This is a genomic window from Streptomyces sp. YKOK-I1 (genome assembly GCF_054660435.1).
The window spans coordinates 123,822-149,198 of sequence record NZ_BAAGDR010000001.1 but is presented as its reverse complement, the minus strand read 5'-3'; the positions used below and the strand labels follow the sequence as shown (position 1 = coordinate 149,198).

The window sequence follows — 25,377 nt, the reverse complement described above, 5'->3', positions numbered from 1 at the left end:
ACGGTGGCTCTGACCTGACCGGCCGACGTCAACCGGCCGGCGTGAGAGCGACCGAGGCGGCGAAACTCCGCGCGTGGCAGACCAACGGCGGAGCGCTCACCGAACCGGCGTCCGAGGAGATCGCCGACGGCGTCGTCTGCAGGCTCACCCGTCCCCGCCACGCCTCGGTCGGCGGACTCTGGATGATGCCGACCGAAGAGGTGTGACCATGGCCCCCGTACGCAGGCCGGACAGGGGGAGCGGCCGGGTGCGGCCGTTCTCAGGGCGTGGGCGGGGAGCCGCCGTGCTCCGGGGCGCGGGGCGGGGCGGCGTGCTGCAGGCCGTGCAGCCGGGCCGCCGCGCGCCGGAAGCGTTCGGCCAGGTCGGGGTCGGTGCCGCGCAGCCGCCGCAGATCGGTGTCGGCCGTGCGCAGCGCGGCGGTCAGCAGGCGGGCCCTGCCGCGTTCGAGGCGCAGGACCGCCCGCGCGGGGGCGCCCGCCGCCGCGTGGGCGTGCGCGGCCTCCGCGGCCACCTCGGTCGCCCGCGCCAGCCAGATCTCCGCGGCGGGGCGGGTCAGTTGTGTCCGGACGAGCAGGTCGACGGCGTCCACCGCGTGGTCGAACGCCTCCGCGGCCTCTTCGTGGGCCCCCTGCGCGTCGCCCAGGCGCCCCAGGCGCGGCCGGCCACCAGCCGCACCGGTACGTTGTCCGGGTCGGCGAGCCGGCAGCCCTCCCGGTAGGCGCGCACGGCCTCCGCGGCGTCCCCCGACTGTCCGCGATCGGCGAGGGCGTGACCCAACTCGGTGAGCCTGCCGCCCCGTTCGGGAGCGTCCGGCGCAGTGGCGCGGACGGCACGGCGCAGTGTCCCGATCGCCTCGTCGAGCGGCGGGCGCTGCCCGGTCCGCCGCGCCGAGGCACGTAGCGCCGCGGCATGGTTGGTCAACACCGCGGCCGTGTACGGCGACTCCTCGCCGACCGTCCGCCGGACCTGCTCGTGGACCTCCACCGACCGCTCCAAGGAGGCGCGGTCCCCGGCCAGTTCGGCGTGCAGCCGCAGCGCCGCGGCGAGGTTGCCCCGGCGCAGGGGCAGATCGGGCGAGCCGTCGCCGGTCAGGGCGACGGCCCGCTCGTGCAGCCCGACCGCCCGGTGCGCCTCGGCCGCGTCGTCGAGACGCCGGGCGCTCAGCCGCAGACTCGCCCCCCACTGATCCAGGTACAGGGCCTCGTCGTCCCGTTCGGGGCCCGGCGCGGTCGCCGCCCGCTCGTGGGCGCGCACCGCCTCCCGCAGATCGGCCAGGTCGCCGTGGCGTTCGTGCCGGGTCAGCAGGACGGTGCCCAGCCCGCTGCTGTGGGCCGCGTGCTCCGGCGATCCCGGCGGCGCGGCACGCTCGGCCTCGGTGTACAGCGCCACGGCCTCGTCCAGCGCGTCCCTGCCCTCGTGGACGTAACGGTCGGCGAGCACCGAAGCCAAGTGCGCGAGCCGGGCCAATCGTTCGGGCGAGTGGGCGTCCGTCCCGGCGAGCGACTCCCGCAGACACTCCTCCGCACGGCGCAGATCCCGGACGGAGCCGGTGCACCCGAAGAACTCGGACAGGGCCACCCCGAGGTTGCCCAACGCCCGCGCGGACCGGTCGTCGTGTTGTACCGCCCGCTCGAACCACACGACGGCGTCGGCCAGATCGGCGGGGGAGCCGGTGGCGAAGTACCGGGTGCGCAGCACGGACGCGATACTGGTCAGCATGTCGGCGTCGCGCGCGCCGGTCGGCCACGGACCGTCGGGGTCCGCGGGCTCCTCGCGCTCCACCACCCGGCGCAGCAGCTCCGCTGCCCGGTCCAGGGCCGCGGGGCGCCGGTCGACCCGGTGCCGCAGTTCGAGCGCCCAGGCCAGGTTGGTGACCGCGTCGAGCCGTTCGGGGGTGCTGGGCGGGGTCAGCGCGTACACGGTGTCGAGGAGGCCGACGGCACGGCCCACGTCCTCCGCCGAGCCCACGCGGTCGGCACGACGCAGCAGGGCGACACCGAGGTGGCCGTACGCCACCACGCGCTGCGGCGCGGTGACGCAGCGGTCGGCGGCCCGCTCGCAGTGGTCCACGGCGGTGTCGAGGTCGTCACGGTGCCCGGACCCGGCCGCCCGGTCCAGCGCGTCCAGCGCGGCCTCCACCAGCTCCTCCCACCGCTCCTGCGCGGGGTCGGCCGCCGTCAGTTCGCCGAACACCCGGGCCGGCCCCTCGCCCCGGCACCGCTCAAGGAGCAGCCGGTGGTACTCGTAGGTGTCCGCGGTGGTGTGGTCGGCGTCGGACCGCGCATCCTCCTCCCATGAGACGAGCAGGGCCAGGGCCTCGTCCCCGGTCAGCCGCGGCCGCGAGGCCACCAGCCGCTCGGCGCCCGCCCAGTCCGCGCAGGACAGGAAACGGTCCATCAGCCGCTCCAGACGCCAGTCCCGAAGCCGCCGCACGACAGCGGCAGTCCGGCCCACCGCGTCCGGCCGACCCGTCGTGGGTGCCCGGCTCACCACGGGCGTCCGGCCGTGTGCGACCGGGTGTCGTCGCGCGGGTTCTCCAGCCGGGCGAGCCGGTCCGCGAGACGGCGGTAGCGGTCGGCCATCGCGCCGTGTCCCGCGGCAGCCAGCCGTTCGAGAGCGGTGTCCCCGGTCAGCAGCGCCTCGCTGAGCAGCACCGCCCGGCCCGCCTCCAGGGCCCGCACGGCATCCGGGACGTCACCAGCGCGCAGATACGCCTCGGCCGCGTCCGCGGGCAGCCGGTCGGCGATCCTCAGCCAGCTCTCCCGGTGCCGGCGCATCCCCTGGCCGCGGTATGCCGTGAGCAGGGCGTCGAGTCCGAACCGGTAGGCGTCGGCCGCCTCCGGCCACGCCCCGCGCGCCGTGGCCCAGCTACCCCAGTTGCGCGCCGCCTCCAGGGCCCAGCGCGGCCCGCGCTCCGCCCCCGACCAGCACGCCTCCTCCAGCGTCGCCGCGGCGGCCCGCCGGTCGTCCTCCGTCCCGGTGAGGCCGTGCAGGTCGCGCAGGAGGCAGCCGAGGTTGTTCAGCCGCAGCGGACGGTTCGGGGACGTCGGGGGCGTCGCGTCGACTGCCTCCCGCAGCAGGGAGATCGCCTCGTCCAGGTCCTCCCGCCCGCCGCTCAGCCGCCAGCGGTGCCACAGCGCGCCCCCGGTGTTGGCGGCGATCCGGCCGCGTTCCGGCGCCGACGGGGGCACCAGGTCCAGGGCCTCGGCATGGGCGGCGAGACCCGTGTCGAGGTCGTCCGGGTCGGCGTCGCGTTCGTAGCGGTCCATGAGGGCGTTGCCGAGGTTGTCGAGGAACACCGGCCGGTCGGGGGTCGTGCGGCCGGCCAGGGTGACCGCCGTGTTCAGCAGGGTGATCGCCTCGTCCAGGTCGTGCGGCGCGTCGAGGTGCTGATGGCGCTCCCGCACGGCGTTCGCCAGGTCGTTGAGGGCTCCGGCGAGGCCCGGCGCGTCCGCGGGGAGCGCGGCGAGTGCCTCGCGGTGCAGGGCGACCGCCTCGTCGAGGTCGACGACCCAGCCCGTCGCGCCGAACCGGTCGAGCAGCGCGTTGCCCAGAGCGCCCAGCGTGTCCGGCCGCCGGGAGGCGCGCGACGGCAGCAGCCGCAGGGCCCGGCGCAGCGTCGCCACGGCCCGCTCCAGGTCGTCGGCCGCCCCGGTGGACTCGTGCCGCAGCCGCAGGGCCTCGGCCAGGTTCTCCAGGTACAGCGGGAGGCCGGGGGCCCGTTCGGGTGTGGCCGCCACCAGCGCTTCCAGCTGGTCCAGGGCGAACGCCAGGTCCTCGGGTGCCCCGGTGCGCTGGTGGCGCCGGATCCTGCCGCGCGCAAGGTTGTTGAGGTCTGCGGGACCGGGGCGCTCGGGGCGCAGCTCGGCGACCGTGTCGAACAGGCCGACGCAGCGGTCGAGATCGGCGATCTCCCAGGTGTGCTCATAGCGGTACGCCAGCGCGATCGCCAGAGCGGTGAGCCTGCCGGGCAGGGCCGGGGCCGCCTCGTCGGTCAGCACGGCGCACCGCTCCAGACAGGCCACGGCCCGCTCCAGGTCCTCCTCGTCGCCGTGGTGCAGATAGCGCGCGGTGAACACCGTGCCGAGCGTGTCCAGACAGTGCGGCAGCAGTGGTTCGGGCCCGTCGAGCAGGCCCACGGCGTGCTCGGCCGCCTCGACGGCCTCCTCCAACTCGGCCGGGTCCGCGTCGCGTTCGTAGCGCTCCAGGAGGGTGCGGGCGAGGTTGTTCCAGAGGTGCGGCGAACCGGAGTGGCCCTGGGGACGATCCGCGGTGGCCGCGCGCAGCAAGACGGTCGCCTCGTCCAGGTCCCCCGGGTCGCCTTCCTCGTGGTACCTCCGGATCAGCGCGTTCGCGAGGACACCGGCCTGCCGGGGCCGGTCGGGGGCGCCGACGGGACTCGTGTCGAGGGCCCGCCGGGCGGCGTGCACGGCGTCGGACAGATCGGCGGGGGAGCCGTGGCGGGCGTGGCGTTCCAGCAGGGCGAGGGCCAGATTGGCCTGTCGCAGCGGCAGGTCCGGGGATCCGGCGGGGGTGAGCGTCACCGCCCGGGCGCAGCCCTCGGCCCAGGCCTCGAGATCGGCCGGGTCGCCGGCGCGGTCGTAGCGGTACATGTGGGCGGAGGACAGATTCGCCACGTGCAGCAGATGGTGGGGATCCTCGGCGGCGCCGAGCAGCACGGCACGCGTGTGCAGCTCCAGGGCGCGGTCGAGCAGCGCGGGTTCGCCCTCGGCGTCGTACAGGTCGGTCAGGACGAGACCGAGGTTGTCCAGGACCGTGGCGTCCGCCGGGGACAATCCGGCGGCCTCCTCCAGGACCTCCCGCGCCCGCTCCAGCAGATGCTCGTCCCCCGTCTCGTCGTGGCAGACGCGCAGGCAGTTGCCCAGGTTGTTGAGCGAGTCGGCGTCCCGGACGAGCTGCACATGCTCCTCGTGCGTCTCCAGCGCCTCGGCGAGCACCGCGAACTCGCCCTCCGCCTCGTAGAGATCGAGCAGCGCACCGCCCAACTCGTCCACATGTGCCACGACATGCTCCTCCAGCGCCAGTGCCCGCAGCAGTTCCACGGCCTCGCGGGCCGCCTCCGGATCACCCGTCTTCTCGTACCGGTCACGTGCCCGGTACGCCGCCTCGGCCCGGTCGTCGGTCACGGGCACTCCCTCTCGGACGGTCGACTCGCCTCCCCAGTGTGAGCGTTCATCTACGCTGAGTGCCACCGGATCGGTGAAGGAGCCGACGGTGCTGGGGGTGATGGGGTGGACCGCTTCGAGGAGATCCGCGCGGCCAGGCGCGAACTCGACGCCGTCGTGGACGAGATCCGGCAGCTCGACGGGTTCGAGGACTTCCTGCCCGAACCGACCGAGGAGGACGTCCACCGCGCCGCCGAGGAGCAGCCGCTGGTGTACCTCTCGGCGGCCGAACGCGGCGGGGTCGCCCTTGTCGTGCACGACCACGACGTAGGCCAGGTGAACCTGCCCGACCTGACCGCCGAGGCGGTGCGCACCCGGGCGCGCGCCCACGACGACGCCCACCGGGCGTACGCGGCCGACCGCGCCGGACGGCTGACCCAGTGGGAGAAGTCCCTGGAGACGACCACGAATTGGCTGTGGGACGACCTCATGGGCCCGGTCTGCGACACCCTGCGCGCCTTTGACGGGGCCGTCCTGGTGGCCGGCGGCCTGCTCGGACTGCTGCCCCTGCACGCGGCCTGGACCGAGGACACGGCGACGCCCACCGGACGCCGGTACGCCCTCGACGACCTCGTCCTCAGCTATGTGCCCAACGCCCGCTCCCTGACCTCGGCCCGCGCACGGGCCGGGGGCCGCGTCGAGCGGCTGGCCGTCGTCGTGGACCCGGCCGGACGGCCGCCCCTGGGCTCGGCCGAGCAGGAGGCCCGCGCGGCGGCGGCCGGGTTCCCGGGCCGTACGACCGTGCTGCGCGGCCCGGCAGCCCACGCCGCCGCGGCCCGCGACGCCCTCGCCGACGCCGATGCCGCGCACTTCGCCTGTCACGGGCAGGCGAATCTGCTCACCCCGCTGGACAGCGGACTGCTGCTGGCCGGCACGGACGAACTGCGGCTGCGCGACCTGCTGACGCTGCGGCTGACGCTCCGCCTGGCCGTCCTGTCCGCCTGCGAGTCGTATCTGCCGGGCACCGTCCTGCCGGACGAGGTGGTGTCGCTGCCCGGCGGACTGCTCCAGGCGGGCGTCGCCGGCGTCGTCGCCGCCATGTGGTCGCTGCCCGACGTACCGGCCGCGCTCCTCATGACCGACTTCTACCGGCGCTGGCGCACCGAGCACGGCCACCCGGCCACGGCGCTGCGCGACGCCCAGGTCTGGCTGCGCGACGTACCCAACGGCGAACGGTTCGCCTTCCTCCAGCAGGCCCTCGCCGCCGGCGAACCCTGGCTGCCGGACGACGAGACCACCGAAGGACTCCTGCTGGCACTGGAGTTCCAGGAGGACGACGAGCGCTCCTTCGCCGACCTCCACTCCTGGGCCGGCTTCGGCCACTTCGGGGCGTGACGGGCCGCACATGATCAGAGTCGAAGCACTGCCCGCCCATGAGGGCGACTGCCTCTGGGTGGAGTGGACGTACGAAGGACGCACCCGCCGCATGCTCGTCGACGGCGGGCGGGCCGGCCGACGCGGCCGGCTGCCCGAGGGCCTCGCCGCCCGGTTCCGCAGACAGCCGGTCGCCGAGCGCGCCTTCGACCTCGTGGTGTGCACCCATCTCGACGCCGACCACATCGGCGGCCTGATACCCCTGTTCCGCGATCCGCCGGAAGGCTTCACCGCGGACGAGGTCTGGTTCAACGGCGACCGGCAGATCCTCGGCGACGTCCTCAGCCACGCCCAGGCCGACACCTTCTCCCGGCTGCTGGTGGACCAGCCCTGGAACACGAGGTTCAACGGGCACGCCGTCGCCGTCCCGGTCGGCGGGCCGCTGCCCCGATTCGACGTCCGGGGGCTGCGGCTGACCCTGCTGTCCCCCCAGCGAGGCGCCCTGCTGGACCTGAGCCGGGACTGGACGCGCTGGGTGGAGGAGACCGAACGCGAACGACTCGCCCCCGAGACCCCCGCGCCCCCGGACGTCCTGCGCGGCGGCGACGCCGGTGTCGCCTGGGAGGAACTGGCGCTGCGCCCCTACGCCCGCGACGACTCCGTGCCGAACCGGTCGAGCATCGCCTTCCTCGCCGAGTACGAAGGCGCCCGTGTGCTGTTCGGCGCCGACGCGCACGCCGAGACCCTGTGCGACGGTCTGCGCCGCCTGGACGACACCCCGTGGGGACGGCCGTACCGGGTGGACCTGTGCAAGGTGCCGCACCACGGCAGCAGCCGCAACCTCAGCCCGGAACTCCTCGCCCGACTGGACTGCCGCCACTGGCTGTTCTCCACCAGCGGCGCCCGCTTCGGCCACCCCGACCGGCGGGCCGTCGCCCGGATCGCGCGGCGGTACGAGGACCCCGTGCTGTGGTTCAACTACCTCTCGCCCAGCACCACCGAGTACGCCTGCCCCGAACTCGCCGCCGAGCGGGGCTTTGGGGCCGTCCACCCGCCCGAGGACCGGCCGGGCGCCGACCTGACGGTGACACCCGGCCGGGTGGCCCGCACGCACACCGACCCGGAGAGGGCACAGTGAACCCCGATCCCGCTCTCGTCGAACTCATCGACCTCTGGTACGAGTTGCCGGTCCTGGTGGGCGAGGACTGGCCCGAACTGCGCCCCCGGCTGCTGACCGCCGTGGAGGAACTGGCGACGGCACCGCCGACGGAGTACGAGCGCCGCGCCCTGGCCCTGCTGCGGCTGCTGCTCGGCCACGCCGAGGTCAAAAAGCGGCTCGCCCCGGCCCTGATCGGCAAGACCATCCCCACCGACCGCGCGGCGGACACGGCGGAGGGGACCGGCAGCCGCCCCGCCCGGCGACTCGCCCTGCGGGCGGGCGTCCTGCTGCAGGACGCCCCGCCGGGCCCGTCCGGCCGGTGGATCAACGCCGTCGCCGAGCCCGGCGACCCGGGTGTGCCGGGCGTGTGGGTGCTGGCCTTCGACCTCGCCGACACCCCGCGCGACACGGCCGTCGCGGCGCCCCTCGGGCATCTGGAGGAGCCCGACGCCTGGCCCGTGTCCCTGACCGTGCGGGTCTACAGCGCCGACGCCGTGGTGGAACCCCTCTCCGACACGCTCACGGTGCCCCGCGAGGGACCCTCGCCCGACCGGGCCCGCTTCCGGGTGACACCGCTCACGGCCGGCACTCCCCAGTTCCACGCGGTGTTCCTCCACGGCAACACCTATGTGCACTCGATGCTCGTCAACGCGAGCGAGTGGGCGGTGCGCACGAGCGCGCGCGGCCTGTCCCGGACCGCGATGGGCAGGGAGCGGAACCGCGGGCTGTCCGTACACCTGTGGCCGGCCGCCGACGGCCGCAGTTACGAGATCGTCGTGTCCGGCGGCATCGGCCACGCGTACCGGGCGCACGTGCGCAAGAAGGACGTCGACCTCGACGCCGTGGCCCGCGAAGCCCGTGAACCCCTGCGCACGCTGGCCGCCGAGTGGGGACCGCTCGCCGAGGGCGGCGCGGTGACGGGGCTCGAACTGCCGCCGGACGCCTACGAGAGGTACACCACGCTGCTCGCCAAGGCCGGCTGCCGCATGTTCCGCGCCCTGTTCTTCGACCGTGCGGACGCCCAACTGCAGGCCGTGGGGCGGAAGATCCAGGACTACCTCGCCGAGTCCGCGCCGCGCAGCGTGCAGTTCATCACCGAGCAGCCCCTGCTGCCCTGGCATCTCATGTGCCCCGTCGAGGACATACGCGACGCTGACTTCCGGCACATCCTGGGCCTGCGTCATCAGGTCGACTGCATCCCCCTCTGCGCCGACGCGGGCGGCGGCGTCACGGAGGTGGCCATCGACACCCGGCCGGGCCTCGGCGTCACGCTCGGTCTCAACCGGAGCATCGACCGGGACGGCGAACGCGATCTGGTGCTGGGACAGGAGAGGTACTGGCGCGGCTACCTGGACCGGGGGCTGGCCCGCCTCACCGTCCACGACCAGCAGGACACCGTCCTGAATGCCCTGCGCGGTGACGGAGACCCCGCCGAGATCCTCTACCTCTACTGCCATGCCGTCGCCCACGACCCCGAGGACGGCGGACCGGCCTCCGCCAGGCTCGCCGTGGAGGCCACCCACGGCGGCATCCCCCTGCGCACCCTCCACGACTACGGCGGTGCGCTGCCCGGGCTGCCCATCGTCGTGCTGAACGCGTGCGGTACCGCCTTCACCTCGTCGTCGTCCACGACGAGCTTCCTCACCTATTTCCTCGAACGTTCCCGGGGCGTGCTCGGCACCGAGGCGGACACACCCGCACCGTTCGCCGCGGCCTGGGCGACCGCCTTCTTCGACCGGTTCCTGTCCGGCGAGCCGATGGGCGAGGCGGTCCGTGCCACCAGGGAGCACTTCGCCGTCGACCACCGCAATCCGCTCGGCCTGCTCTACGCCCTGTACTGCAACGGCGACACGGTCCTGCACCCCGCCCTCGCCACCGCCTGACGGCGGTTACGACGTCCGGGACTCCAGATCGGGCAGGCCCGCCGTCTCGATGAGACGGCGGGCGTACGTCCACGCCGCCTCCTCCACCCAGGCGGGCCGCACCGTCCGGAGCCAGAACAGCAGCAGCCCCAGGTCCGCGAGCACCAGCGGCACCGACACCACGGCCTTCGGGGAACCGGCCGGCGGCCAGCCCACCACCGCGTACAGCACCGTCCCGAGCAGACCGACGGCCCCCGCGCCCAGGGCCAGCGGCCGCAGCCCCAGCGCGTTGCGGCGGAAGCCGTACTCGCGGTTCTCCTCCGCCACCAGCTCACTGCCCGCGAGCGCCCGCGCCCGGGTCCGCAGCACCGTGCCCGCCACCTCGTAGACGGCGTCGGCGCCCTCCGGGTCGGACCGTTCCTCAGCGGCCGACGGCAGCCGCAGCGGCGGTCCCGCGATCTGCTCGATACGGGCGTGCAGATACGCCAGGTGCGTGGTCCCCGTCGGACCCCGCCACCGCAGCAGCTGCACCGACGGCTTGCCGCCCCACCGCTCGAACAGGGCCGGCTCCAGCCGCCGCCCACGGGACCGGCTGAACTGCCCCAGCAGCAGCGGCAGTCCGCACACCACCACGAGCGCCCACACCCGGCGCGCGGCCGACCAGTCCGGCACCAGCACCACCACCGGCAGGGCCGGCGGCAGCGCCGCGATCAGCACCGGGCGGATCCTCGCCCGCCACGTGTACGGACTGAACGTACGGGCGATCAGACCCTGTTCCACGACGGACCACCCCCTCATCGTGGCCCGCCCCCCACGGGCCCTGATGAGGAATACCCCGACCGCCGTCGCCGTATCCGCCGTCCCGGGTCCGTCCGGTGGCCGCCGGGCGCTCAGCCCGCGTTCCGCAGCGCCTCTTGGACCCGGCTGACGGCGTCGGAGTACCGGTCCCGCAGGGGCGCGGGCAGGCGGCTCAACTGGGCCGGGACCAGACCGAGTTCCTCGCTCAGCAGCACCGCGCGCCCCCGTTCGAGGCGGACCACGGCGGCCTCCGGCCTGCCCTGTCTGGCCAGCGCGAAGGCACCCTCCTGCGCGAGCCCGCGGGACGCCAGCAGCCATGCCTCCCGGTGGCGGCGCAGCGACTGCGCCCGGTGCAGGGCCTCCGCGGCCCGCAGCAGATGGCCGTCGGCCTCGCCCACCTCGTCCCAGGCCGAGCGCCGCACCGCCCACCGGATCCAGTTGTGCGCCGCGTCCACCGTCATCTCCGGGGCGACGGCCAGGCCGCTCGCGCACGCCTGCCGCAGTGCGGTGCGCGCCGCGTCGACGTCGTCGGCCGAGCCGGTCTCCTCGGACAGCGCCCGCAGGGCCTCGCCGAGGACGTTCAGCCTGCTCGCCCGGTATGGGGCCGTCGACGGGGTCAGGCCGACGGCCTCCGTGAGCACCCGTACCGCCTCGCGCAGCTCGGGTTCACCGCTCCCGGCCGACTCGCCCAGCCGCAGCGCCTCGACGCGGTCGGTCAGCGCGTTGCCCAGGTTGGACAGGAAGGTGGCCCGCCCCGCGACCTTCCACTCGGAGACCTCGATGGCCCTGCGATACGCCGCGATCGCCGCGTCCAGGTCGGTGAGGTCGATCCGTTCGCCGGGGCGGGGCGCGGCACCGTCGGGGAACTGGGTGCCGTGGCGGGTCAGCAGCGCGTTGCCGAGGTTGTTCAGCCAGCCGCCCAGCTCCGGGTCGTCCGGTTGCGCGCCCTCGACGGCCTCCCCGGCGAGCCGTACCGCCCCATGAAGGTCGTCGGCGGCGCCGAGCCGTTCGTAGCGGTCCATCCGGAGCATTCCGACGTTGCTGCGCACCCGCGCCCACGCGCCGTCCGTGCGGGGCAGCGCGGCCGAGGCCCGGCCGCCCAGGTCGAGCGCCGTGTCGAGGTCGGTGAGCGAACCGATGGCGTCGTACAGGTCCCACAGGCACAGCACGAGCGTCGCCGCGCACCGCGCCCACTGCGGTGAGCCCTCCTCGGCGGCGGCCATCGCCTCCTCGGCCGCCCGCCGCGCCGCGGCGAGGTCGTCGTCGGCGCCGGTGACGTCGTACAGATCGGTCAGGGTGACCGCCAACTCGTTGGACCACACGGCCCGTCGGGCGGGGTCGGCGCGTACGGCCCGCCGGTAGCGGTCCACCGCCCGGTGCAGGTCCCGGGTGTCGCCGGAGTTCCAGAAGCGGCGCCGGTGCGCGGCGGCGGACCGGTCGAGGAGGTCCGCGAGCCCGGCGCCGCCGACGCCCCGGGCCTCGGCCTGCCGCAGCGCGCGCTCCGCCTCCTCCGGATCCCCCGCGTCGGACCCGCCCGGACCTTGCGGTGTCATGGGCCTCCCCCCCCGTGGCGCGCCGCGATGTTACCGCGCGATCACGCATGGTGACGGGGGATCGGTGGAAGTCGCCCGGGCCAGGCGCGAGGGGTGTCCGGGCCCGCGCGGTGCGGCGTGGCCGAGGAAGGTGACGCGGGCGCGGCCGCGGAACCGTCATCGACCGGGTCGACGTGCACCCGGAAGGGGCGCCGACCGTACGACCGAGGCTGACGACTCCTCGACGGTCAAGGGGCCGCCCCGGTCCCGGTCGCCACGGTGAAGGTGTGGTGCTGCGCGGGGGCACTCACGTCCGGATCCCCGGAGGGGGCGCGCAGCGCGGTCGGTCAGCGCTCCACCACCCCGGCGAACTCGGCGCGACCGGTGACGTTGCTTCGCCGAACGAGGTGTCGCCAGAGAACGTCGCCCGTCGAACCGAGTATCGCCGAGGCAGGGCCGTGCGGTGGCGGAGTCACTGACCGCGTCCAGGAGTTGTTGCGGCAGACTCTCGGAGATGGGAGTACCGCGGTGGTCGAGGTCACTGCCGGGCACCAGGGTCCTGAGGTAGGTGGCCCGATCGGCGTTCGTGGTTCGTGAGGTGAGCAAGGCACGTGCTGTACGGCTCTACAGGAGTCGGCGGTGCCGGTGCGGTGTGCGTCGTGGCTGACAGATCATTACAGATCATTGGAGACTGCAACGGATCCCTTCCCCTGACCCGACCCTGACCTGTCTTCGTCCTGCGCCCCGATCGCCCCTGAGTGGTCCCCGACCCGACCCGGAGAAACCCCTGACAGGGGCACCACATGGGCGACAGTGCACCTACCGTGACGACGGTGCCCCGGCCGGGCTCGCACGCCTCACACAGCCGCTCTCTTCACGAGGAGGATCCATGCCGTTAACGGGCAGATCCGCACTGAGGCGCATCGCCGCGCAGGGCACGGCCATGGTGGTGGGAGCCGCCATGGCCGTCATCACCGGCCTCGCCGCCGCTCCCGCGGTCCACGCGTCGCCGTCTGCCGCCGGGGCCCTGCGGTGGTCACCATGCGACGACCCGGCGGAGCCGGGAGCCGAGTGCGCCAACCTTTCGGTGCCGGTCGACTGGGCCCACCCGGACGGGCCGAGACTCGACCTGGCTGTGGCCCGCCGCAAGGCCACCGACCCCGGCGCACGCATTGGCTCGATGGTGTTCGGACCCGGAGGGCCGGGCGACTCGGGTGTGGAGATGGTGGTGGGCCGTATCAGCCGGTTCAGCCCCGAGGTCCGCCGCAGGTTCGACATCGTCAGCTTCGACCCGCGCGGCGTGGGTGGCAGCAACCCGGTGACCTGCTCCGGCGACCTCCTTGCCGAGCGGCCGTCACCGGAGTTGAAGAGCCAGGCGGACTTCGACGCCACCCTGGCGTACAACGCGCGGCTCCGTGCCGACTGCCGGGCGCAGACCGGCCCGGTGTTCGACCACCTTGACACCGCCCAGACGGTCCGGGACCTGGACGCACTCCGGGCCGCCCTCGGCGAGCGGAAACTGACCTTCCACGGCAGCTCGTACGGCACGCTGCTCGGTGCGCAGTACGCCGAGACCTACCCGCGTCGCGTGCGCGCGATGGTGCTGGAGAGCGTCATGGACCACAGCGTCCCGACCACCCGTGACTTCCTGCAGTCCGAGGCGGCCACAGCAGAGGATTCATTCCAGGAGTTCGTGAAGTGGTGCGACGGTGCCGCGGACTGCGCACTGCACGCCCGCGACGTCCGCGCCGTCTGGCAGGCCCTGTTGGCCCGGGCCGGGCGCGGCGAGCTGGAGGACCCGGCGAAGCCGGGCACCTCGCTGTCTTCTTCGGACCTGGTCAACAAGATCGCGTTCCGGAAGTTCTACCAGGCCGACTACGCGGGCCTGGCCACAGCGATCGCGGGGATGGACGCGAGCAAGCCGCTGCCGGCGTCGCCCACCTCGATAGCGCCGTTGCCTTCGGCTACCCCGGTCTTCTGCTCGGACTGGCACCTGCCGGTGCGCGACTACCAGGAGTACGCCTCGCTCGTCGCCATGATGCACATGACCGCGCCTGACCTGCCCTACCTGCTGCCGATACACATGGCAGCGGCGTGCCTGGGCGCGCCGACCGCCAACCCGCAGCACCGCCTGGACATACACGGTGCCCCGCCGATCCTGCTCTCCAACGCGCTGCACGACCCGGCCACCGGCTACCCGTGGGCGGTCTCGGTGGCCCGGCAACTCGGCCGCAGCGGCGTGCTCCTCACCTACGAGGGCCACGGCCACGGCAGCGTCACGAGCGGCCCGTGTATGGAGGACGCTGTGGACAGCTACCTCAGTGACCTGGCAGTGCCACCCCGGGGCACCAGATGCCCCGCCATGCCGTCCTGACAACTTGCCGATCCGGATCCGCCTGGAAGGCGGATCCGTAGGAAGACGATCACGACGCGCAGTCAACTCACCAAGGCGACCGCCGCGCTGTTTATCGGGCTCTTGGTCGGAGGGGGATCGGAGGGGGATTGGACGTCCAGGCGATCGCCTCTCCGCTCGCCTATGCGGCCGGATCGAGCCGCCAGCAAGGACAGGGTGGCAAACCGAGTGTGCGTTGACGCTCCCGCCTGCCCCGGCGCTCTGCTCATGGCTCAGTGGAGCGTGCGGCGATGTCACGGAAACCGGGCATGCCCGGATCGATCGCTCGCTGGACTCGTGCCGACTGGGCATCGAGTTGCGCAAGCTTGGCGTCGGCAGCGCCGAGACTCGCCTTGAGGTCCTCGATCCCGCTGAGCCAGCCTGCACGCTCGCCTTCGGCGATTCGATCAGTGAGGTTGTCCCTGATCTCGATCAACCTAGGTCTCTGGGCCGGGTCAGGCGGGAGCATCGGGCAGCGGATGCACACGTGTTCGTGGATGCTTGGGGTGCCGAACACTCGGCCGCAGGTGCGGATGGAGAGCTTGCGGCGCTCGAAGTGGCCCAGGAACTTGTCCCACTCTCCGTTGGTCGGGTTGCGGTATTCCTCGCTCGGACGTGTTGCCCGGTTGCGGGCGATGAACGCGCGGTGTGCCTCAATGGCCTCCAACGGGTAGATCGCCTGGTCACGCATGATGGTCGAAATACCGTCGTGGCCTGCGAGGATCTGCGCGATGTGTGGCGGCAGGCCGTTCATGATGGCATCCGTGATGAAGATCTTTCGGAAGCCGTGGGGCTGGTAGTTGAGCGGCTGGCCGGTGTTGTCGGTTGTTGTCGGTCAGGCCGGCGAACCCGAGGGTCTGGTTGAGGGTCCGGCGGATCGTGGTCTCGGAGATCGTCCTGTTCTGGCCGCCCGTCTGTCACTGGAACAACAGGGGCACGGGCGGGTTCCGGGGCGAAGTCGTCGGCGTTCACGGTGCTGTCGAGTACGCGAACGCCCGCAGCCCCGCGTGCGCCACCGCGGCCTCCTGCCGGTGACCCGGCACATGGCTTTCACGGGTGTCGTCGCCGATGCCGATGCCGCTCGTACACGGCCGCCGGGTCGCCGGTCGCGCCCACCATACCCTCGTCGACGCGACCGGAGCCCCCATCAGTCCGCGGAGCGGTGTGGTTGAGCGGGTCTCAAGGTCGGCCGTCGCAACTGATCACTGAGGCCGTTGTCCCTCGCCCTTGTTCCTCGCTCCGGCCTGGGTAGATCCCGCTGCCGGGTCTGGCGAAGACCAGCCTCCAGTACCAGCTCACCGGCACCGCGATCAACATCGCCCGCATCGACGCCCGCCTCACCGGCACACCCGGGGCCCGCACGCGCACCAGTCACTTCGCAGCACTCGGCCCCCAATGACCCGATCCGGGGTTGTGTACGTGGTCAGCGAGCCTTGCGCGGGTGTCGCTGCGCCCACGCTCCGCTCTCCTCGCGGAGGTAGGCGGGGACACACCAGCGCGGCCGGTTGAACCAGGCCACCGACAGCTGGAGAACGACGCCGGCCAGGAAAACGGCGAGCAGCAGTACGGCCACGACGAGTGCTGCGAAGGAGCCCTCGTGCGGGCGCTGGCCGACACCGCCGACGATGAACATCGTCATCGCAGCCATCAGCGCCACGATGCCGACCGAGAAAGGCGCCCAGCCGCGAACCAGTCCACGGCTGATGTCGTCCCTGAAGCGAAACACCCCTTGACCCACGACTTGCTGGTAGTAGTCGGGATCCTTCCACAACCGCTGGGCACGCCAGGCGGAGAAGCAGGCGCTGCCACCCCAGAAGACCAGAAGAAAGATCCCCACCACAATCAACTCCGAACCAACTGGCGATGTCGGTGACGGCGTGGTTGGCATAGCTGCTGGAGAACACAGCAACAGCACCACCGGCCACCGCCCCCACGACCCCTCCGACTAGAGTGCCTCCGCGGCCCCCCACTCCGAACCGTGATTTTCCCACCCCCTCCAGGCTCTGCGCCTGCCGGGGGCGCCGAGTTGCCGGGCACCAGGGGTGTCCGCGCGCAGCTCTCGGCCCCGCCAGGCCGAAGCCGAGCGAGGCCGAGTAGCGCCTGCCCCTGAAAGAACCAACAGCACCCGGACTGCCTCCAGCTCCTGCCGAGGATCCCCGCTCCGGGTGACCTGGAGCACGCCCTCGCCTTCCACCACACCGTTCGCGACGACCAGGACCAAGCAGCCAGAGCGATCGCTGAGCTGCGCGAGAACACTCGCGCCGTCACTGTCTTCGCCCACTGCAGCGACTCCGCCGCCTTCGTGGCCGGTCTGGCTCCCGCTCATCCGTCCAGCGCTCGAAGAGCGACGGCGAGCCGGCCAGCCACCTACCAGCGCTGGGACGCCCTGGTCACCGCCTGCCATGGCCGGTCTCAACAGCACGCAGTAGCAAGGGGGCACACACGCGGCAGGGCCGTCCCCAACAGCCCGCACGGATGGGCATGGTGGCAGGCGGCCCAGGGCGGGGCCTGGTGGGGTCCACGGTGTACCAGTGCCCGCGTACAGGTCGGTGGCAGGACGGCGTCGGCTCTCCCGCCTCACCGCCTGCCAGGCGATCGTCGCCGCGTCCACCGCGTGCGCCGCGGTGAACGGCATGTTCTCCGCGAACCGCAAGGATCAGCGTGCTTACCCACACCGGCAACCGGCAGCTCGGCAGCCGAGACGGACAGGAGGGGATGGCGACCCGGCCGGTGCCGCTCAAGTCCTCAATCGCTTGGCTCCGGTCGACCCCCTGAGGGGACCTCCGCCGCTCGCAGCCGAGGCGGTCACTCAGGGCGCACGTATGCCGTGATGGGGCTATCTGAGAATGGCTCTGTCCGCAGTTCCGTGAATCCCTCGGTCAGGGAGGTGAGCGAGGGGTCGTTTCGGTATGGCAAGCGAGACGGTCGAGGCTTTGCTGTTTCCAGGGATCGCTGTGCGAGTGGAGCGCGTGAGCGACTCCTCTGACGTCCTCGTGGTGGAGGCCGTGGCCACCGCTCGCCCGGGCCGGTGCGCAGACTGCCGGAAACAGGCGAGGCGCATACATAGCACGTATCAACGAGCCCTGCTTCTGTGATCGCAAGAACTGTTCCCGTATGACGTTCGTCGAGCAGGTGTCGGGCCTGTCCGAGCGGCACCGTCGCTCTAGTACCGGGCTGACGGGGTGCCTGCGGGCGACCGCGATCGAGCTCGGCGGCCGTCAGGCCGCGCGGTTGTGCCGCCGCCTGCGGCTGGTCGCGGGCCGGACCCGGCTGCTCAGGCTGTTGACGGCGCCGACGGCGGCGGACCGTGCGCCGCGGGTGCTGGGGGCGGACGAGTTCGCCTTCCGCAAGGGCTGCACCTACGGCACCGTGCTGGTCGACGTCAAGGCCGACCGGGTCGTGGACGTACTACCAGACCGCACCTCGGAGACGTTCGCGGCCTGGCTCACCGAGCATCCCGGTGCGGAGATCATCTGCAGGGACCGGGCCACCGCTTACACCAAGGCGGTCAGGGAAGCAGCCCCGTGCGCCCTGGAAGTAGCCGACCGCTGGCATCTGCTGCAGAACCTGTCCGCCGCGGTGGAGAAGACGTGCCACCAGCACCGCGACTGCCTGCGCAAACGCGCAGAGGAGGAGACGGTGACCGAGGCGCCGGAGCCGCCCCCGATGCTGTTACCTCCCGCGGAACTGCATCGCACCCAGATCGTCGAACGCACCCGCCACCGCTACGAGGACATCCACCGCCTGCTGGAGAAACGCTGGACGAGCAGCGTCATCGCCCGCCGTCTGAACCTCGACCGCAAGACTGTGCGCCGCTTCCGTGACACCGGCCTCGGCGAGCTGCTGGCCTCCGCCCGCGAGCGCCGCCCCCACGGCGTCCTAGAGCTGTTCAAGGCATATCTCAACGCCCGCGTCACCGAATCCCCAAGGCCAGGCCAGCGGCACCCAGCTCTTCCTGGAGACCCACGCTTGTGGCTATCGCGGCAGCCGCCAGGTCGTCCGCAAGCACCCCGTCGCTCCTCGCGCGGGCACCGTCGAACCGGTCCGGGCCGACATCCCGAGCCCCCGCAAGATCACCTCGTGGATCATGGGGCCCCGGGAGACGCTCACCGAAAGCCAGGACGAGCGACTCCATCAAGTCCGACTCGCCTGCCCCGACATCACCCGTGCCTGCGACCTCGCTCGAGCGTTCGCCGACCCGGTCCGCCACCGGCGCGGACGCCTGCTGCTGGAGTGGATCCGGCAGGCCGAGCAGGATGGACCAAAGCCCATGAAGGGCTTCGCCGGCTTCCTCCGCCAGGACCTCGACGTGGTGACCGCCGGTCTGACCCTCCCCTGGAGCTCCGGGGTCGTTGAAGGACACGTAAACCGGGTGAAAACGCTCAAGCGAGCTATGTAGGCCGAGCCTCGTTCCGACTCTTCCGGACACGCATTCTCACCCGGCCATGATCTTCGTTATCAGAGCACCGCTTTCAGGCAACGGCCGCGACACTATGACAGTGGACGCGAATGACGAGCCCTGGGATCAACAGTTGCCCCTACCTCCAAGACCAGTTCTGCCAGACATAGCTGCAGCACGCAGTCGCGGGCCGGCTGACGTTGTCGAGGCTCATTGGCAGTCCCTACGACTCAGCTGGCAGTGGAGGCATGCAGTACATCAGATCCGCACGCCCGGGCGCCCATATCCGGGCATTATTCCGCTGCTGGAAGCTGCCGCCGCTCAACCACGACTCCGGCGGCTGTATCCGTTCACCAGCCACTTCGCCCTGCTCTTCAGCAGCTCCACCAGCTACCCCTGGACTGTGCAGGCCGGATCGATCGAGCCCTTGCATAACGCCCGGTTCAAGGTTCGCCGACGCAGTCCTTTCGCCGTGATCGGCGAAGTCGAGACCGCCGAAGAGGCTGTGGCCCTCCTGCTTGAACTCCTGCCAGTCGGCCCCCAGCCCGTCATCACCGCCTCTGTGGACGAGCACGTGTGACGGTGTGTGGCCACGCCCATCGATATCAGCACCCCGCAGCCTCTACTCGAGATCATTCACGATAACTCGGACAGAGCCCTGAAAATGGCTCTGTCCGTGGTTCCGTGGACAGCTGGTCGGGGGTGCTGCTGCAGGAAACATCGCTGTCGGTCCGTCACATCAGGGCCACCGCATGCTGGTTGACAATCCCGGTGAATGAACTGATGTACGTACCGGATGTCGAGGGTGACTGGGAGCCCGCGACAGAACCACGGGGTGGACCCAATCCGGCCCGGCAAGCCTCGATGTTCCAATGCGCGGTCGGGCCTCTGTATTCGTTCGCCCTTCTCTCGGTGGACTTGGATGCAGTGGCCCGACGGCTGAGGCTGACTCTTGAGTCCTTGTGGGACGGACACGGCAGGGTTCGGGCGGCGTTCTTCGTACTGGACGGCACGGATTTCGTCGCTACCCATCACGAGGGGGACGCTCCGGGAACGCATGTCTGGACCCGCAACGACGGTCCGGTCGACTCGGCCGCGCGCGCAGGCAGTCTCCTCGTGGCTCTTGGCGTGGGGCCGGAGGTGGTCTCGTACTCCACGTAAGGGTTCGGCACCGATCCCCCCTGCCTGGCGTCGTGCGGGGCGTGCCACGCGCAAGCCAGTGTGCTCGCGCCAGGATTTCTGGGAGGACTTCAAGACGTATCCGGGCACATTGAACCTTTCTTGGTAACGTCTCGTGACGGTTCGTGATCTTCGGTCAGGCGGTGCGGCCGTGCTCCAGCTGGAGCAGGACGAGGGCGGGCCGGGCGATCCGGGTGATGCCGCTGGGGTCGAGGCTGACGCGACGCAGGGCCTTGAAGGTGACCTTGATCAGGGCGTTGGCCCGCTCGGCGAGCGCATGGATGCTTCGGATGATCGAGTTGAACGCCTGCTGCTCGTCGTCGAGTTCGCCGCCCTTGGGCTTCTTGACCGGATGGCGGAAGCCCTCGCCAACGTTCTCGTAGCCGCGGTCGGTCAGGGTGGGAATGTCCAGGGTGGATGCGATCCGGTTGAGAGCGTCGACCAGGCCGTGGTGGCGGGCGCAGGTGGTGTCATGCTCGAGGCCGGGGCGGACCGGGGAGACCCAGATCGGCCAGCCGTCGGGGGCGGAGATGACCTGGAGGTTGCCGCCGTGGTGCTTGTGCTTCCCGGACCACCAGAGATCGGCGCCTTTGGGGCCGGGGGCGGCGACGCGGTCAGTACGGATGACGGTGCCGTCCAGGTTGAGATGGGTGTAACCGGCGGCCGCCGCCCGTTCCAGCGCGGTGGACAGATCCGGGGTGTGGTCGACGAGCACAGTCAGACCTTCGTGCAAGTAGCGGTACGCGGTGGGCACCGAAACCCCGTTGTCCCGGGCGAGTTGAGCCAGCCGGGTCCCGTCGACGAACCACCGCAGGACCAGGACACCCTGCTTGAAGACGCTCAGAGCGCGGGTCCCCCTGCGGGTACCGAGCCGTTCGCGGTGCTCGCGCAAGAGCTGGGCGAGAGTCTCCGCGGTCTCCCTGCCGACGTCGAGTGTTGCGTTATAGGTGATACTAGCCAACGCGTGAAGCCTCTGGGTTCCGGAACGTGATCTTCGCAGACCCGTTCCTACCAGGGGCTTCTCGCATACCTGATGCCGGGTCAACTCGTCTGGACTAGTCAGGAAGATCGCGGACCTGTCGGACGGGCGACCTGGCCAATACTCTGAGCCCCATCCGCACTACCTGGGGAGAGTCATGACAAGTAGGTTTACTGAGTTGGTCGTTGACTGCGACGATCCGGAGAGGCTCGCGGCCTTCTGGTGCGAGGTCCTGGACTTCAAGGTGATCGACCGGAGCGAGGGCAAGGTCGAGATCGGCTCCTGGGTGCCGACCGTCGAGGATGTGCGGGCCCGTCAGATGCCGCCCACCCTGCTGTTCATCCAGGTGCCCGAGGGCAAGACTGTGAAGAACCGGCTCCACCTCGACGTCAGCCCGATCGACGGCAGCACCGAGGACGAGGTGACCAGATTGCTCGGCCTCGGCGCCACCAAGACGGATGTGGGCCAGGGCTCAGACCGAAACTGGGTGGTTATGGCAGACCCCGAGGGCAACGAGTTCGACGTCGTACGCACCCTGGCACCGCAGAACTAGGCTGGGAGCGGGCACCCGCACCCGTCACACACCGCAACCGTCACGTTGCCGAGAAGACCTCATTCGTTGCCCGCGTCAACTTTGAGTCGGTGACTGCTTTCCTCAACGGCTACAACGCCGCCGTCGCAGGGGCCCTGCTGAGTGGGTTTCAGGAGTGGCTCGCCGCCAAACTGGGATTCGGCCGGAACCTGATCTGGGTGGCTTTGGTCCTCAGCTCTGCCTTTCCCCAGGGCCGCCCTGCAGAGCCGTGGTCACCCGAGGACGACCAGCATGCTGTGGATCAACTGTTCAAGCTGCTCGATGAGTACTTCGGGTCTCTCGCCGGCGGTCCAAAGGCTGATGGCGAGCCGCAGTCGTCCTGAAGTGGGGCTCCACGGAATCCGGTCAGGGCTTTTCAGCGGCCCTGTCCGCAGTTCCGTGAAGCCGCGGCCTCGGGCAGTCGCAACCTCCGAACCGACGACGATGTACCTGCCTCGGGGTGGCGCGCCGCAGTTGGGGCCGTTCCGCCGATCCGTGGCAAGCGCGGCCGGCCACTGCGCCGCCCCAACACCTGTACGTCGTCCGCGGCAATGACCATGAGGGCTACCGGGACGAGGTCCGCCGGTTCCAGATCACCCGCACCACGCCCGGGGCGGCACCGGCCACGGCTGCGGCCTGGGCGGGCACCGCTGGGTCGTGGAAGCAGCGATTGTGCTGCTGCACGGGTTACGCCGCCTGCGTAGCCGCTGGGAGATCCGCGACGGCACCCACCACGCGTTCGTCACCCTCGGCTGCGCCGTCATCTGTTGGCGACGACTGTGCACCGCACTTTGTTGAGAGCAAGGGCAGGCGTTGCCCCCCAGGGGATGGCCTGCTCGATACGTCGCAACGCATACCTGGCAGTCGGGCCCGTGCAGCCTCACATCCGGGATCTCAGCACGTCGACCTCACAGCCCGGCGCGAAGGGATCGAAGCCGTGCTCGGTCAGCCAGCGAACGATCAGCAGGCTTCGCAACGACCACCACGCGTGGATCACGTCGAGGTCGACGTCGGCGCCATAGCCGGCGATGACGTCGTCGAGGCGCTCCTCGTGTCCGAGCGTGAAGGTGGCCAGGTCGTACAGGGCATCGCCCTGGCCCGCCTCGGACCAGTCGATGATGCCCGTCACCTCGTCGCCGTCGACGAAGACGTGATCGATCTGCAGGTCGCCGTGGGTGAACGCCGGAGTCCACGGCCGGAGCGCGGCCTGGGCGACCTGGCGGTTGCGGGTGACCAGGTCGGCGGGCAGGACGCCGTTCGTCACGAGCAACTCGCACTCGTCGTCGAGTTCCGCCGCCAGCGCGGCGATGCTCCGGCCGGCCTGGCCCGGCCAGGCCGGAAGCGGCGCGCCATGCAGCTTCCGGATGGCGGAGCCCGCCGCGGCCCACGCCGCCGGCGACCCGGTCGACGGCCCGCCGAGGCGCCCAAGCGTCGTCCCAGGGAGTGCGGCGGTCGCGAGCACGGAGGGCTTGCGCCACAGAACCTCCGGGGTCGGGACCGGAGCGAGGGACATCGCCTCGACCTCGACATCGATGCGCGCCGGATCGGCGTCCACCTTCAGGAACACGTCACCGACGCGCAGAGTCGCCCGCTCGGAGTGTGCGACGACGACTTTGACCTCATCCATGGGCGTCCACTATCCCGGGGATGTGCGCCGACCTCGCCAGGTTCGCGTGTGATTTCGCGGCGGAGCGCGTCCCGCTACCCAGCCGCCTCGTGCACGACACCGACCTCTGACCAGGTCAAGCCCACCACTTTTGTCAGGAGCCCTAAGCACACGAGCTGACATGGATGTTCCTCAACCCCCGGTAGAAGACGACGGCGCGCGCGGGCGGAGACCAGCAGCCAGGAGCGGTCTCCAGGGGCGTATTCGATGGTGGCTTCACCAGACTCCTCATTCGCAGGCCTCGGCCTCGGCCGGTCTTCCCCCCACCGTGATCTGCTGGACGAGTTCGTCAAGCTGGCCGGCGATGATCATCCTTCGGCGTTCCAGTAGATTCCTGTAGACGGTCAGGGGTATTGGTTCGCCGGTGGACGCCGCCCGCGTGAGTGCGAAGCGAGCCTCCACTTCCAATGCGAGGTAGGCCCTGCGCCGGGCGTGCGCCGCTCGCTGATGCACCTCAGGCTTCAGAAAGGCGATTGCAGCGCTCAGTCCCGCGCTGACGAGTGCCATCACGGCTGCGGGGATACGGGCATCTGCTGAAGAGAGTCCCGTTGCGCCCGAGATCCCGGCCAGCACGGTAGCAGGCAGTCCCAGCACGGCATGAGCGAACCGCCAGAACTGCCGGCGGAAGCGGTTTCTCCGGGCTTGTTCTTCGCACTCGGCCCGAAAGTCAGCGACCCGGTTCCCCACGACGTCATCGGCCACGGAGCGAGCCTGCCACCTGGTGCTCTTGCCCGGATGGTGTATGCCCATTTTGCGCCCGCAAGAGAGTGTGTTCTGGCGAACTCAGAACCCTGGGCAGTGCGTGACGGAGTACTCGCGGCTGAACCGGCTGGCCTCCAAGGCGGACCCGGTCTGTGCAGCCAAAACCTGTACGCCACCGACTCCGGGTGCCGCCGGCGTCAAACGCCCGGGGCACGCATCGGCATCACCCAGCTCTGCAGCGGCCGCACGCCGACTCAGGTAACGCAGGACCGGCTCGGTGGGGCGTTCGCCGGGGAGTACGGCGGGGATGCCGGGCGGACACGGCGTGATCATCTCGCCGGCCAGCCGCGCCGCAGCTCGGCCGGGGACGGCACGTCGACCTGCGGCGCGTTCCTCAACTCGTCTGCGTGGTCGGTGAGATCGCGTAAGGCAGCGAGGAGCCGGGCTGAGGTGTGGTCGTCGTCGGTGTGGGTGAGCTCGGCGCTGATCCGGCGGTGGTCGACGAGGTGCATGTCGAGGTGGTGGTGCTCACGCAGCCATTCGGCGGCCAGTTAGCCGATGGTGCCCAGGGTGTCGATGTCCATGACGGCCGGCAGGGAGGTCGAAGACGGCGGCCATGCCGGGCCCGCAGAAGTCGTCCGTGTCGTTGACGTGGAAGCCCACGATGTCCCCGATCGCGGCCCGGGTGCGGCCAGCCAGCTGAAGCGCCTGGCCGATGCGGTCGTGGCCGTGCTGGACCATCTGCCGGCGCCAGGCGTCGATCCCTGCGTACAGCGGGACGTTGGGGCTGGTGGTGCCGAGCAGGTCGGCGCGGGGGAGGCGAGTTCGGCGGGGTCGATCAGGTCGCGCTGGAGGTGGAAGCTGGAGCCCTGTTCCAGGCCGCTTCCCATCTTGTGGATGCTGGTGACGCAGACGTCCGCACCCGCGTCCCTCGCCTGGGCCGACAGCGTGTCGTGGAAGGGCAGGCGCGCTTCCCATGCCTCTTCGACGATCAGGGGTTTGACCCGGCGGTGGCTGGGTCACGCCGGTGGGGTTCCTGGCATCTGCGTGGGGCCGTGACGGCCGAGGGCGTCTGCCGGTTCGGCCCGGATGTCGGAGGGGATCCCGCCCTTGCGTGCCCAGATCAGGATCAGCTCGGCGACGTGGCGGAGCCTGATGTCGGTGTGCTGGGAGACGTCCTTGAGGACGGCCCAGCCCCGGTCCCGGGGCACCCGGCCAAGGGCGACCATCATCCCGATGGCCTGGTCCACGACGGCGTGCGAGGTGACGGCCTCCTTCTGCTGCCCGGCTTCCCCCTCCGGCTGGGCGATGCGCCTGCTCTCGTCTGTCTCACCGGGACCGTTCGGCACCTGGGCCGCAAGCCGTCTTCCTCACTCGCCGCGTCCGGCACCACCACACGTCACGGCAGGATGGGCGGCGCCCGGTCTGTGGGCGTGTCGTGACGGCTGGTGGCCATACCTGGAAGACCTCGGCCTGCTCGAATTCGTACCGTCGGCCCTTGCTGAGGCCGTAGGCAGCATCCGCGGTCACCCAGCCGAACGGGATCGGGGCAGCGATCACACGAGTCCGGCGGTGTCCTGACCCCTTGGCCGCCGCCGGATGCCTCATGGTCGCCGTCTGGACTACGGCTGGCATACT

General features: G+C 71.3%; 21 protein-coding genes and 3 pseudogenes. 10 read left to right on the top strand and 14 right to left on the bottom strand.

Annotated elements, in window-relative coordinates:
- Positions 1-41: 41 nt before the first annotated feature.
- A complete protein-coding gene (locus ACYQ8Q_RS00705) occupies positions 42-206 on the top strand; it encodes a hypothetical protein (RefSeq protein ID WP_460060723.1) in 165 nt (54 codons plus the stop codon).
- Between the two features lie 53 nt (positions 207-259).
- Here ACYQ8Q_RS00705 and ACYQ8Q_RS00700 read toward each other — a convergent pair whose 3' ends face one another.
- The 3 genes from ACYQ8Q_RS00700 to ACYQ8Q_RS00690 all read right to left on the bottom strand — a co-directional run bounded on the left by ACYQ8Q_RS00700 (position 260) and on the right by ACYQ8Q_RS00690 (position 5,147).
- Entirely contained in the window at positions 260-589 is a 330-nt protein-coding gene (locus ACYQ8Q_RS00700; protein WP_460060721.1) for a hypothetical protein, read from the bottom strand.
- Entirely contained in the window at positions 553-2,397 is a 1,845-nt protein-coding gene (locus tag ACYQ8Q_RS00695; RefSeq protein WP_460060719.1) for a hypothetical protein, read from the bottom strand. The genes ACYQ8Q_RS00700 and ACYQ8Q_RS00695 overlap by 37 nt, the downstream gene beginning before the upstream one ends.
- A gap of 89 nt (positions 2,398-2,486) precedes the next feature.
- Positions 2,487-5,147: a hypothetical protein gene (locus tag ACYQ8Q_RS00690; protein ID WP_460060716.1), complete on the bottom strand. Its 2,661-nt coding sequence runs from the start codon at positions 5,145-5,147 to the stop codon at positions 2,487-2,489.
- A 105-nt stretch (positions 5,148-5,252) separates the two neighbouring features.
- Here ACYQ8Q_RS00690 and ACYQ8Q_RS00685 point away from each other — a divergent pair, with 105 nt between their 5' ends.
- The 3 genes from ACYQ8Q_RS00685 to ACYQ8Q_RS00675 are packed head-to-tail and all read left to right on the top strand — an operon-like array spanning position 5,253 to position 9,542.
- Positions 5,253-6,521 (top strand): CHAT domain-containing protein, encoded by a 1,269-nt coding sequence (locus tag ACYQ8Q_RS00685; protein WP_460060714.1) that lies wholly within the window; start codon positions 5,253-5,255, stop codon positions 6,519-6,521.
- Between the two features lie 10 nt (positions 6,522-6,531).
- Positions 6,532-7,638 (top strand): ComEC/Rec2 family competence protein, encoded by a 1,107-nt coding sequence (locus ACYQ8Q_RS00680; RefSeq protein WP_460060712.1) that lies wholly within the window; start codon positions 6,532-6,534, stop codon positions 7,636-7,638.
- Positions 7,635-9,542 (top strand): CHAT domain-containing protein, encoded by a 1,908-nt coding sequence (locus tag ACYQ8Q_RS00675; protein WP_460060709.1) that lies wholly within the window; start codon positions 7,635-7,637, stop codon positions 9,540-9,542. The genes ACYQ8Q_RS00680 and ACYQ8Q_RS00675 overlap by 4 nt, the downstream gene beginning before the upstream one ends.
- Positions 9,543-9,548: 6 nt before the next feature.
- Here the strand turns inward: ACYQ8Q_RS00675 and ACYQ8Q_RS00670 are convergent, their stop codons facing one another.
- Both ACYQ8Q_RS00670 and ACYQ8Q_RS00665 read right to left on the bottom strand, forming a co-directional pair.
- Positions 9,549-10,301 (bottom strand): hypothetical protein, encoded by a 753-nt coding sequence (locus ACYQ8Q_RS00670; RefSeq protein WP_460060707.1) that lies wholly within the window; start codon positions 10,299-10,301, stop codon positions 9,549-9,551.
- A 110-nt stretch (positions 10,302-10,411) separates the two neighbouring features.
- On the bottom strand, positions 10,412-11,872 hold the full coding sequence (locus ACYQ8Q_RS00665; RefSeq protein ID WP_460060705.1) for a hypothetical protein: 1,461 nt from the start codon (positions 11,870-11,872) through the stop codon (positions 10,412-10,414).
- Between the two features lie 868 nt (positions 11,873-12,740).
- On the opposite strand from ACYQ8Q_RS00665, the gene ACYQ8Q_RS00660 reads away from it, so the two are divergent.
- A complete protein-coding gene (locus ACYQ8Q_RS00660; protein ID WP_460060703.1) occupies positions 12,741-14,225 on the top strand; it encodes an alpha/beta hydrolase in 1,485 nt (494 codons plus the stop codon).
- A gap of 244 nt (positions 14,226-14,469) precedes the next feature.
- On the opposite strand, the gene ACYQ8Q_RS00655 is transcribed toward ACYQ8Q_RS00660, so the two are convergent.
- From ACYQ8Q_RS00655 to ACYQ8Q_RS00645, 3 genes are all read right to left on the bottom strand, one after another.
- A complete protein-coding gene (locus ACYQ8Q_RS00655) occupies positions 14,470-14,997 on the bottom strand; it encodes an integrase (protein WP_460060701.1) in 528 nt (175 codons plus the stop codon).
- A 669-nt stretch (positions 14,998-15,666) separates the two neighbouring features.
- Complete coding sequence (locus tag ACYQ8Q_RS00650; RefSeq protein WP_460060699.1) at positions 15,667-16,161, bottom strand: hypothetical protein; 495 nt, start codon at positions 16,159-16,161, stop codon at positions 15,667-15,669.
- A 1,300-nt stretch (positions 16,162-17,461) separates the two neighbouring features.
- The gene (locus ACYQ8Q_RS00645) at positions 17,462-17,602 is read right to left on the bottom strand and encodes a hypothetical protein (protein ID WP_460073758.1); all 141 of its coding nucleotides are present in this window, start codon (positions 17,600-17,602) and stop codon (positions 17,462-17,464) included.
- Between ACYQ8Q_RS00645 and ACYQ8Q_RS00640 the strand changes: the two are divergent.
- The 3 genes and pseudogenes from ACYQ8Q_RS00640 to ACYQ8Q_RS00630 form a co-directional block, all read left to right on the top strand.
- Positions 17,562-17,816: pseudogene (locus ACYQ8Q_RS00640) on the top strand (ISL3 family transposase); the annotation flags it as partial. The gene ACYQ8Q_RS00645 and the pseudogene ACYQ8Q_RS00640 sit on opposite strands and share 41 nt — an antisense overlap.
- A gap of 514 nt (positions 17,817-18,330) precedes the next feature.
- Positions 18,331-18,642 carry a transposase gene (locus ACYQ8Q_RS00635; protein WP_460073119.1) on the top strand — a complete coding sequence of 104 codons (312 nt, stop codon included), beginning with the start codon at positions 18,331-18,333 and terminating at the stop codon, positions 18,640-18,642.
- Positions 18,643-18,688: 46 nt separating this feature from the next.
- On the top strand, positions 18,689-19,222 hold the full coding sequence (locus ACYQ8Q_RS00630; RefSeq protein WP_460060697.1) for a DUF6193 family natural product biosynthesis protein: 534 nt from the start codon (positions 18,689-18,691) through the stop codon (positions 19,220-19,222).
- Between the two features lie 735 nt (positions 19,223-19,957).
- Here the strand turns inward: ACYQ8Q_RS00630 and ACYQ8Q_RS00625 are convergent.
- A complete protein-coding gene (locus tag ACYQ8Q_RS00625; protein ID WP_460060696.1) occupies positions 19,958-20,782 on the bottom strand; it encodes an HARBI1 family protein in 825 nt (274 codons plus the stop codon).
- A 175-nt stretch (positions 20,783-20,957) separates the two neighbouring features.
- Here ACYQ8Q_RS00625 and ACYQ8Q_RS00620 point away from each other — a divergent pair, with 175 nt between their 5' ends.
- Both ACYQ8Q_RS00620 and ACYQ8Q_RS00615 read left to right on the top strand, forming a co-directional pair.
- Positions 20,958-21,353, top strand: coding sequence for a VOC family protein (locus ACYQ8Q_RS00620; RefSeq protein ID WP_460060693.1), 396 nt, complete (start codon positions 20,958-20,960; stop codon positions 21,351-21,353).
- Between the two features lie 89 nt (positions 21,354-21,442).
- Positions 21,443-21,715: a hypothetical protein gene (locus ACYQ8Q_RS00615; protein ID WP_460060692.1), complete on the top strand. Its 273-nt coding sequence runs from the start codon at positions 21,443-21,445 to the stop codon at positions 21,713-21,715.
- A 536-nt stretch (positions 21,716-22,251) separates the two neighbouring features.
- Here ACYQ8Q_RS00615 and ACYQ8Q_RS00610 read toward each other — a convergent pair.
- The 5 genes and pseudogenes from ACYQ8Q_RS00610 to ACYQ8Q_RS00590 all read right to left on the bottom strand — a co-directional run.
- The gene (locus ACYQ8Q_RS00610; RefSeq protein WP_460060689.1) at positions 22,252-22,998 is read right to left on the bottom strand and encodes a phosphotransferase family protein; all 747 of its coding nucleotides are present in this window, start codon (positions 22,996-22,998) and stop codon (positions 22,252-22,254) included.
- 267 nt (positions 22,999-23,265) lie between these two features.
- Positions 23,266-23,739: a hypothetical protein gene (locus ACYQ8Q_RS00605; RefSeq protein ID WP_460060686.1), complete on the bottom strand. Its 474-nt coding sequence runs from the start codon at positions 23,737-23,739 to the stop codon at positions 23,266-23,268.
- 81 nt (positions 23,740-23,820) lie between these two features.
- Positions 23,821-24,752, bottom strand: a pseudogene (locus ACYQ8Q_RS00600) (Orn/Lys/Arg family decarboxylase); the annotation flags it as partial.
- Between the two features lie 6 nt (positions 24,753-24,758).
- Positions 24,759-25,088 (bottom strand): ANTAR domain-containing protein, encoded by a 330-nt coding sequence (locus ACYQ8Q_RS00595; protein WP_460060684.1) that lies wholly within the window; start codon positions 25,086-25,088, stop codon positions 24,759-24,761.
- A gap of 71 nt (positions 25,089-25,159) precedes the next feature.
- Positions 25,160-25,302: pseudogene (locus ACYQ8Q_RS00590) on the bottom strand (IS701 family transposase); the annotation flags it as partial.
- Positions 25,303-25,377: the final 75 nt, after the last annotated feature.

Bases quoted from the DNA above. Each gene is read 5' to 3' on its own strand.
- ACYQ8Q_RS00695 (WP_460060719.1), bottom strand. From the start codon at position 2,397: ATGGACCGTTTCCTGTCCTGCGCGGACTGGGCGGGCGCCGAGCGGCTG.
- ACYQ8Q_RS00680 (WP_460060712.1), top strand. From the start codon at position 6,532: ATGATCAGAGTCGAAGCACTGCCCGCCCATGAGGGCGACTGCCTCTGG.
- ACYQ8Q_RS00665 (WP_460060705.1), bottom strand. From the start codon at position 11,872: ATGACACCGCAAGGTCCGGGCGGGTCCGACGCGGGGGATCCGGAGGAG.
- ACYQ8Q_RS00660 (WP_460060703.1), top strand. From the start codon at position 12,741: ATGCCGTTAACGGGCAGATCCGCACTGAGGCGCATCGCCGCGCAGGGC.
- ACYQ8Q_RS00655 (WP_460060701.1), bottom strand. From the start codon at position 14,997: ATGAACGGCCTGCCGCCACACATCGCGCAGATCCTCGCAGGCCACGAC.
- ACYQ8Q_RS00635 (WP_460073119.1), top strand. From the start codon at position 18,331: ATGGGGCCCCGGGAGACGCTCACCGAAAGCCAGGACGAGCGACTCCAT.
- ACYQ8Q_RS00630 (WP_460060697.1), top strand. From the start codon at position 18,689: ATGATCTTCGTTATCAGAGCACCGCTTTCAGGCAACGGCCGCGACACT.
- ACYQ8Q_RS00620 (WP_460060693.1), top strand. From the start codon at position 20,958: ATGACAAGTAGGTTTACTGAGTTGGTCGTTGACTGCGACGATCCGGAG.
- ACYQ8Q_RS00610 (WP_460060689.1), bottom strand. From the start codon at position 22,998: ATGGATGAGGTCAAAGTCGTCGTCGCACACTCCGAGCGGGCGACTCTG.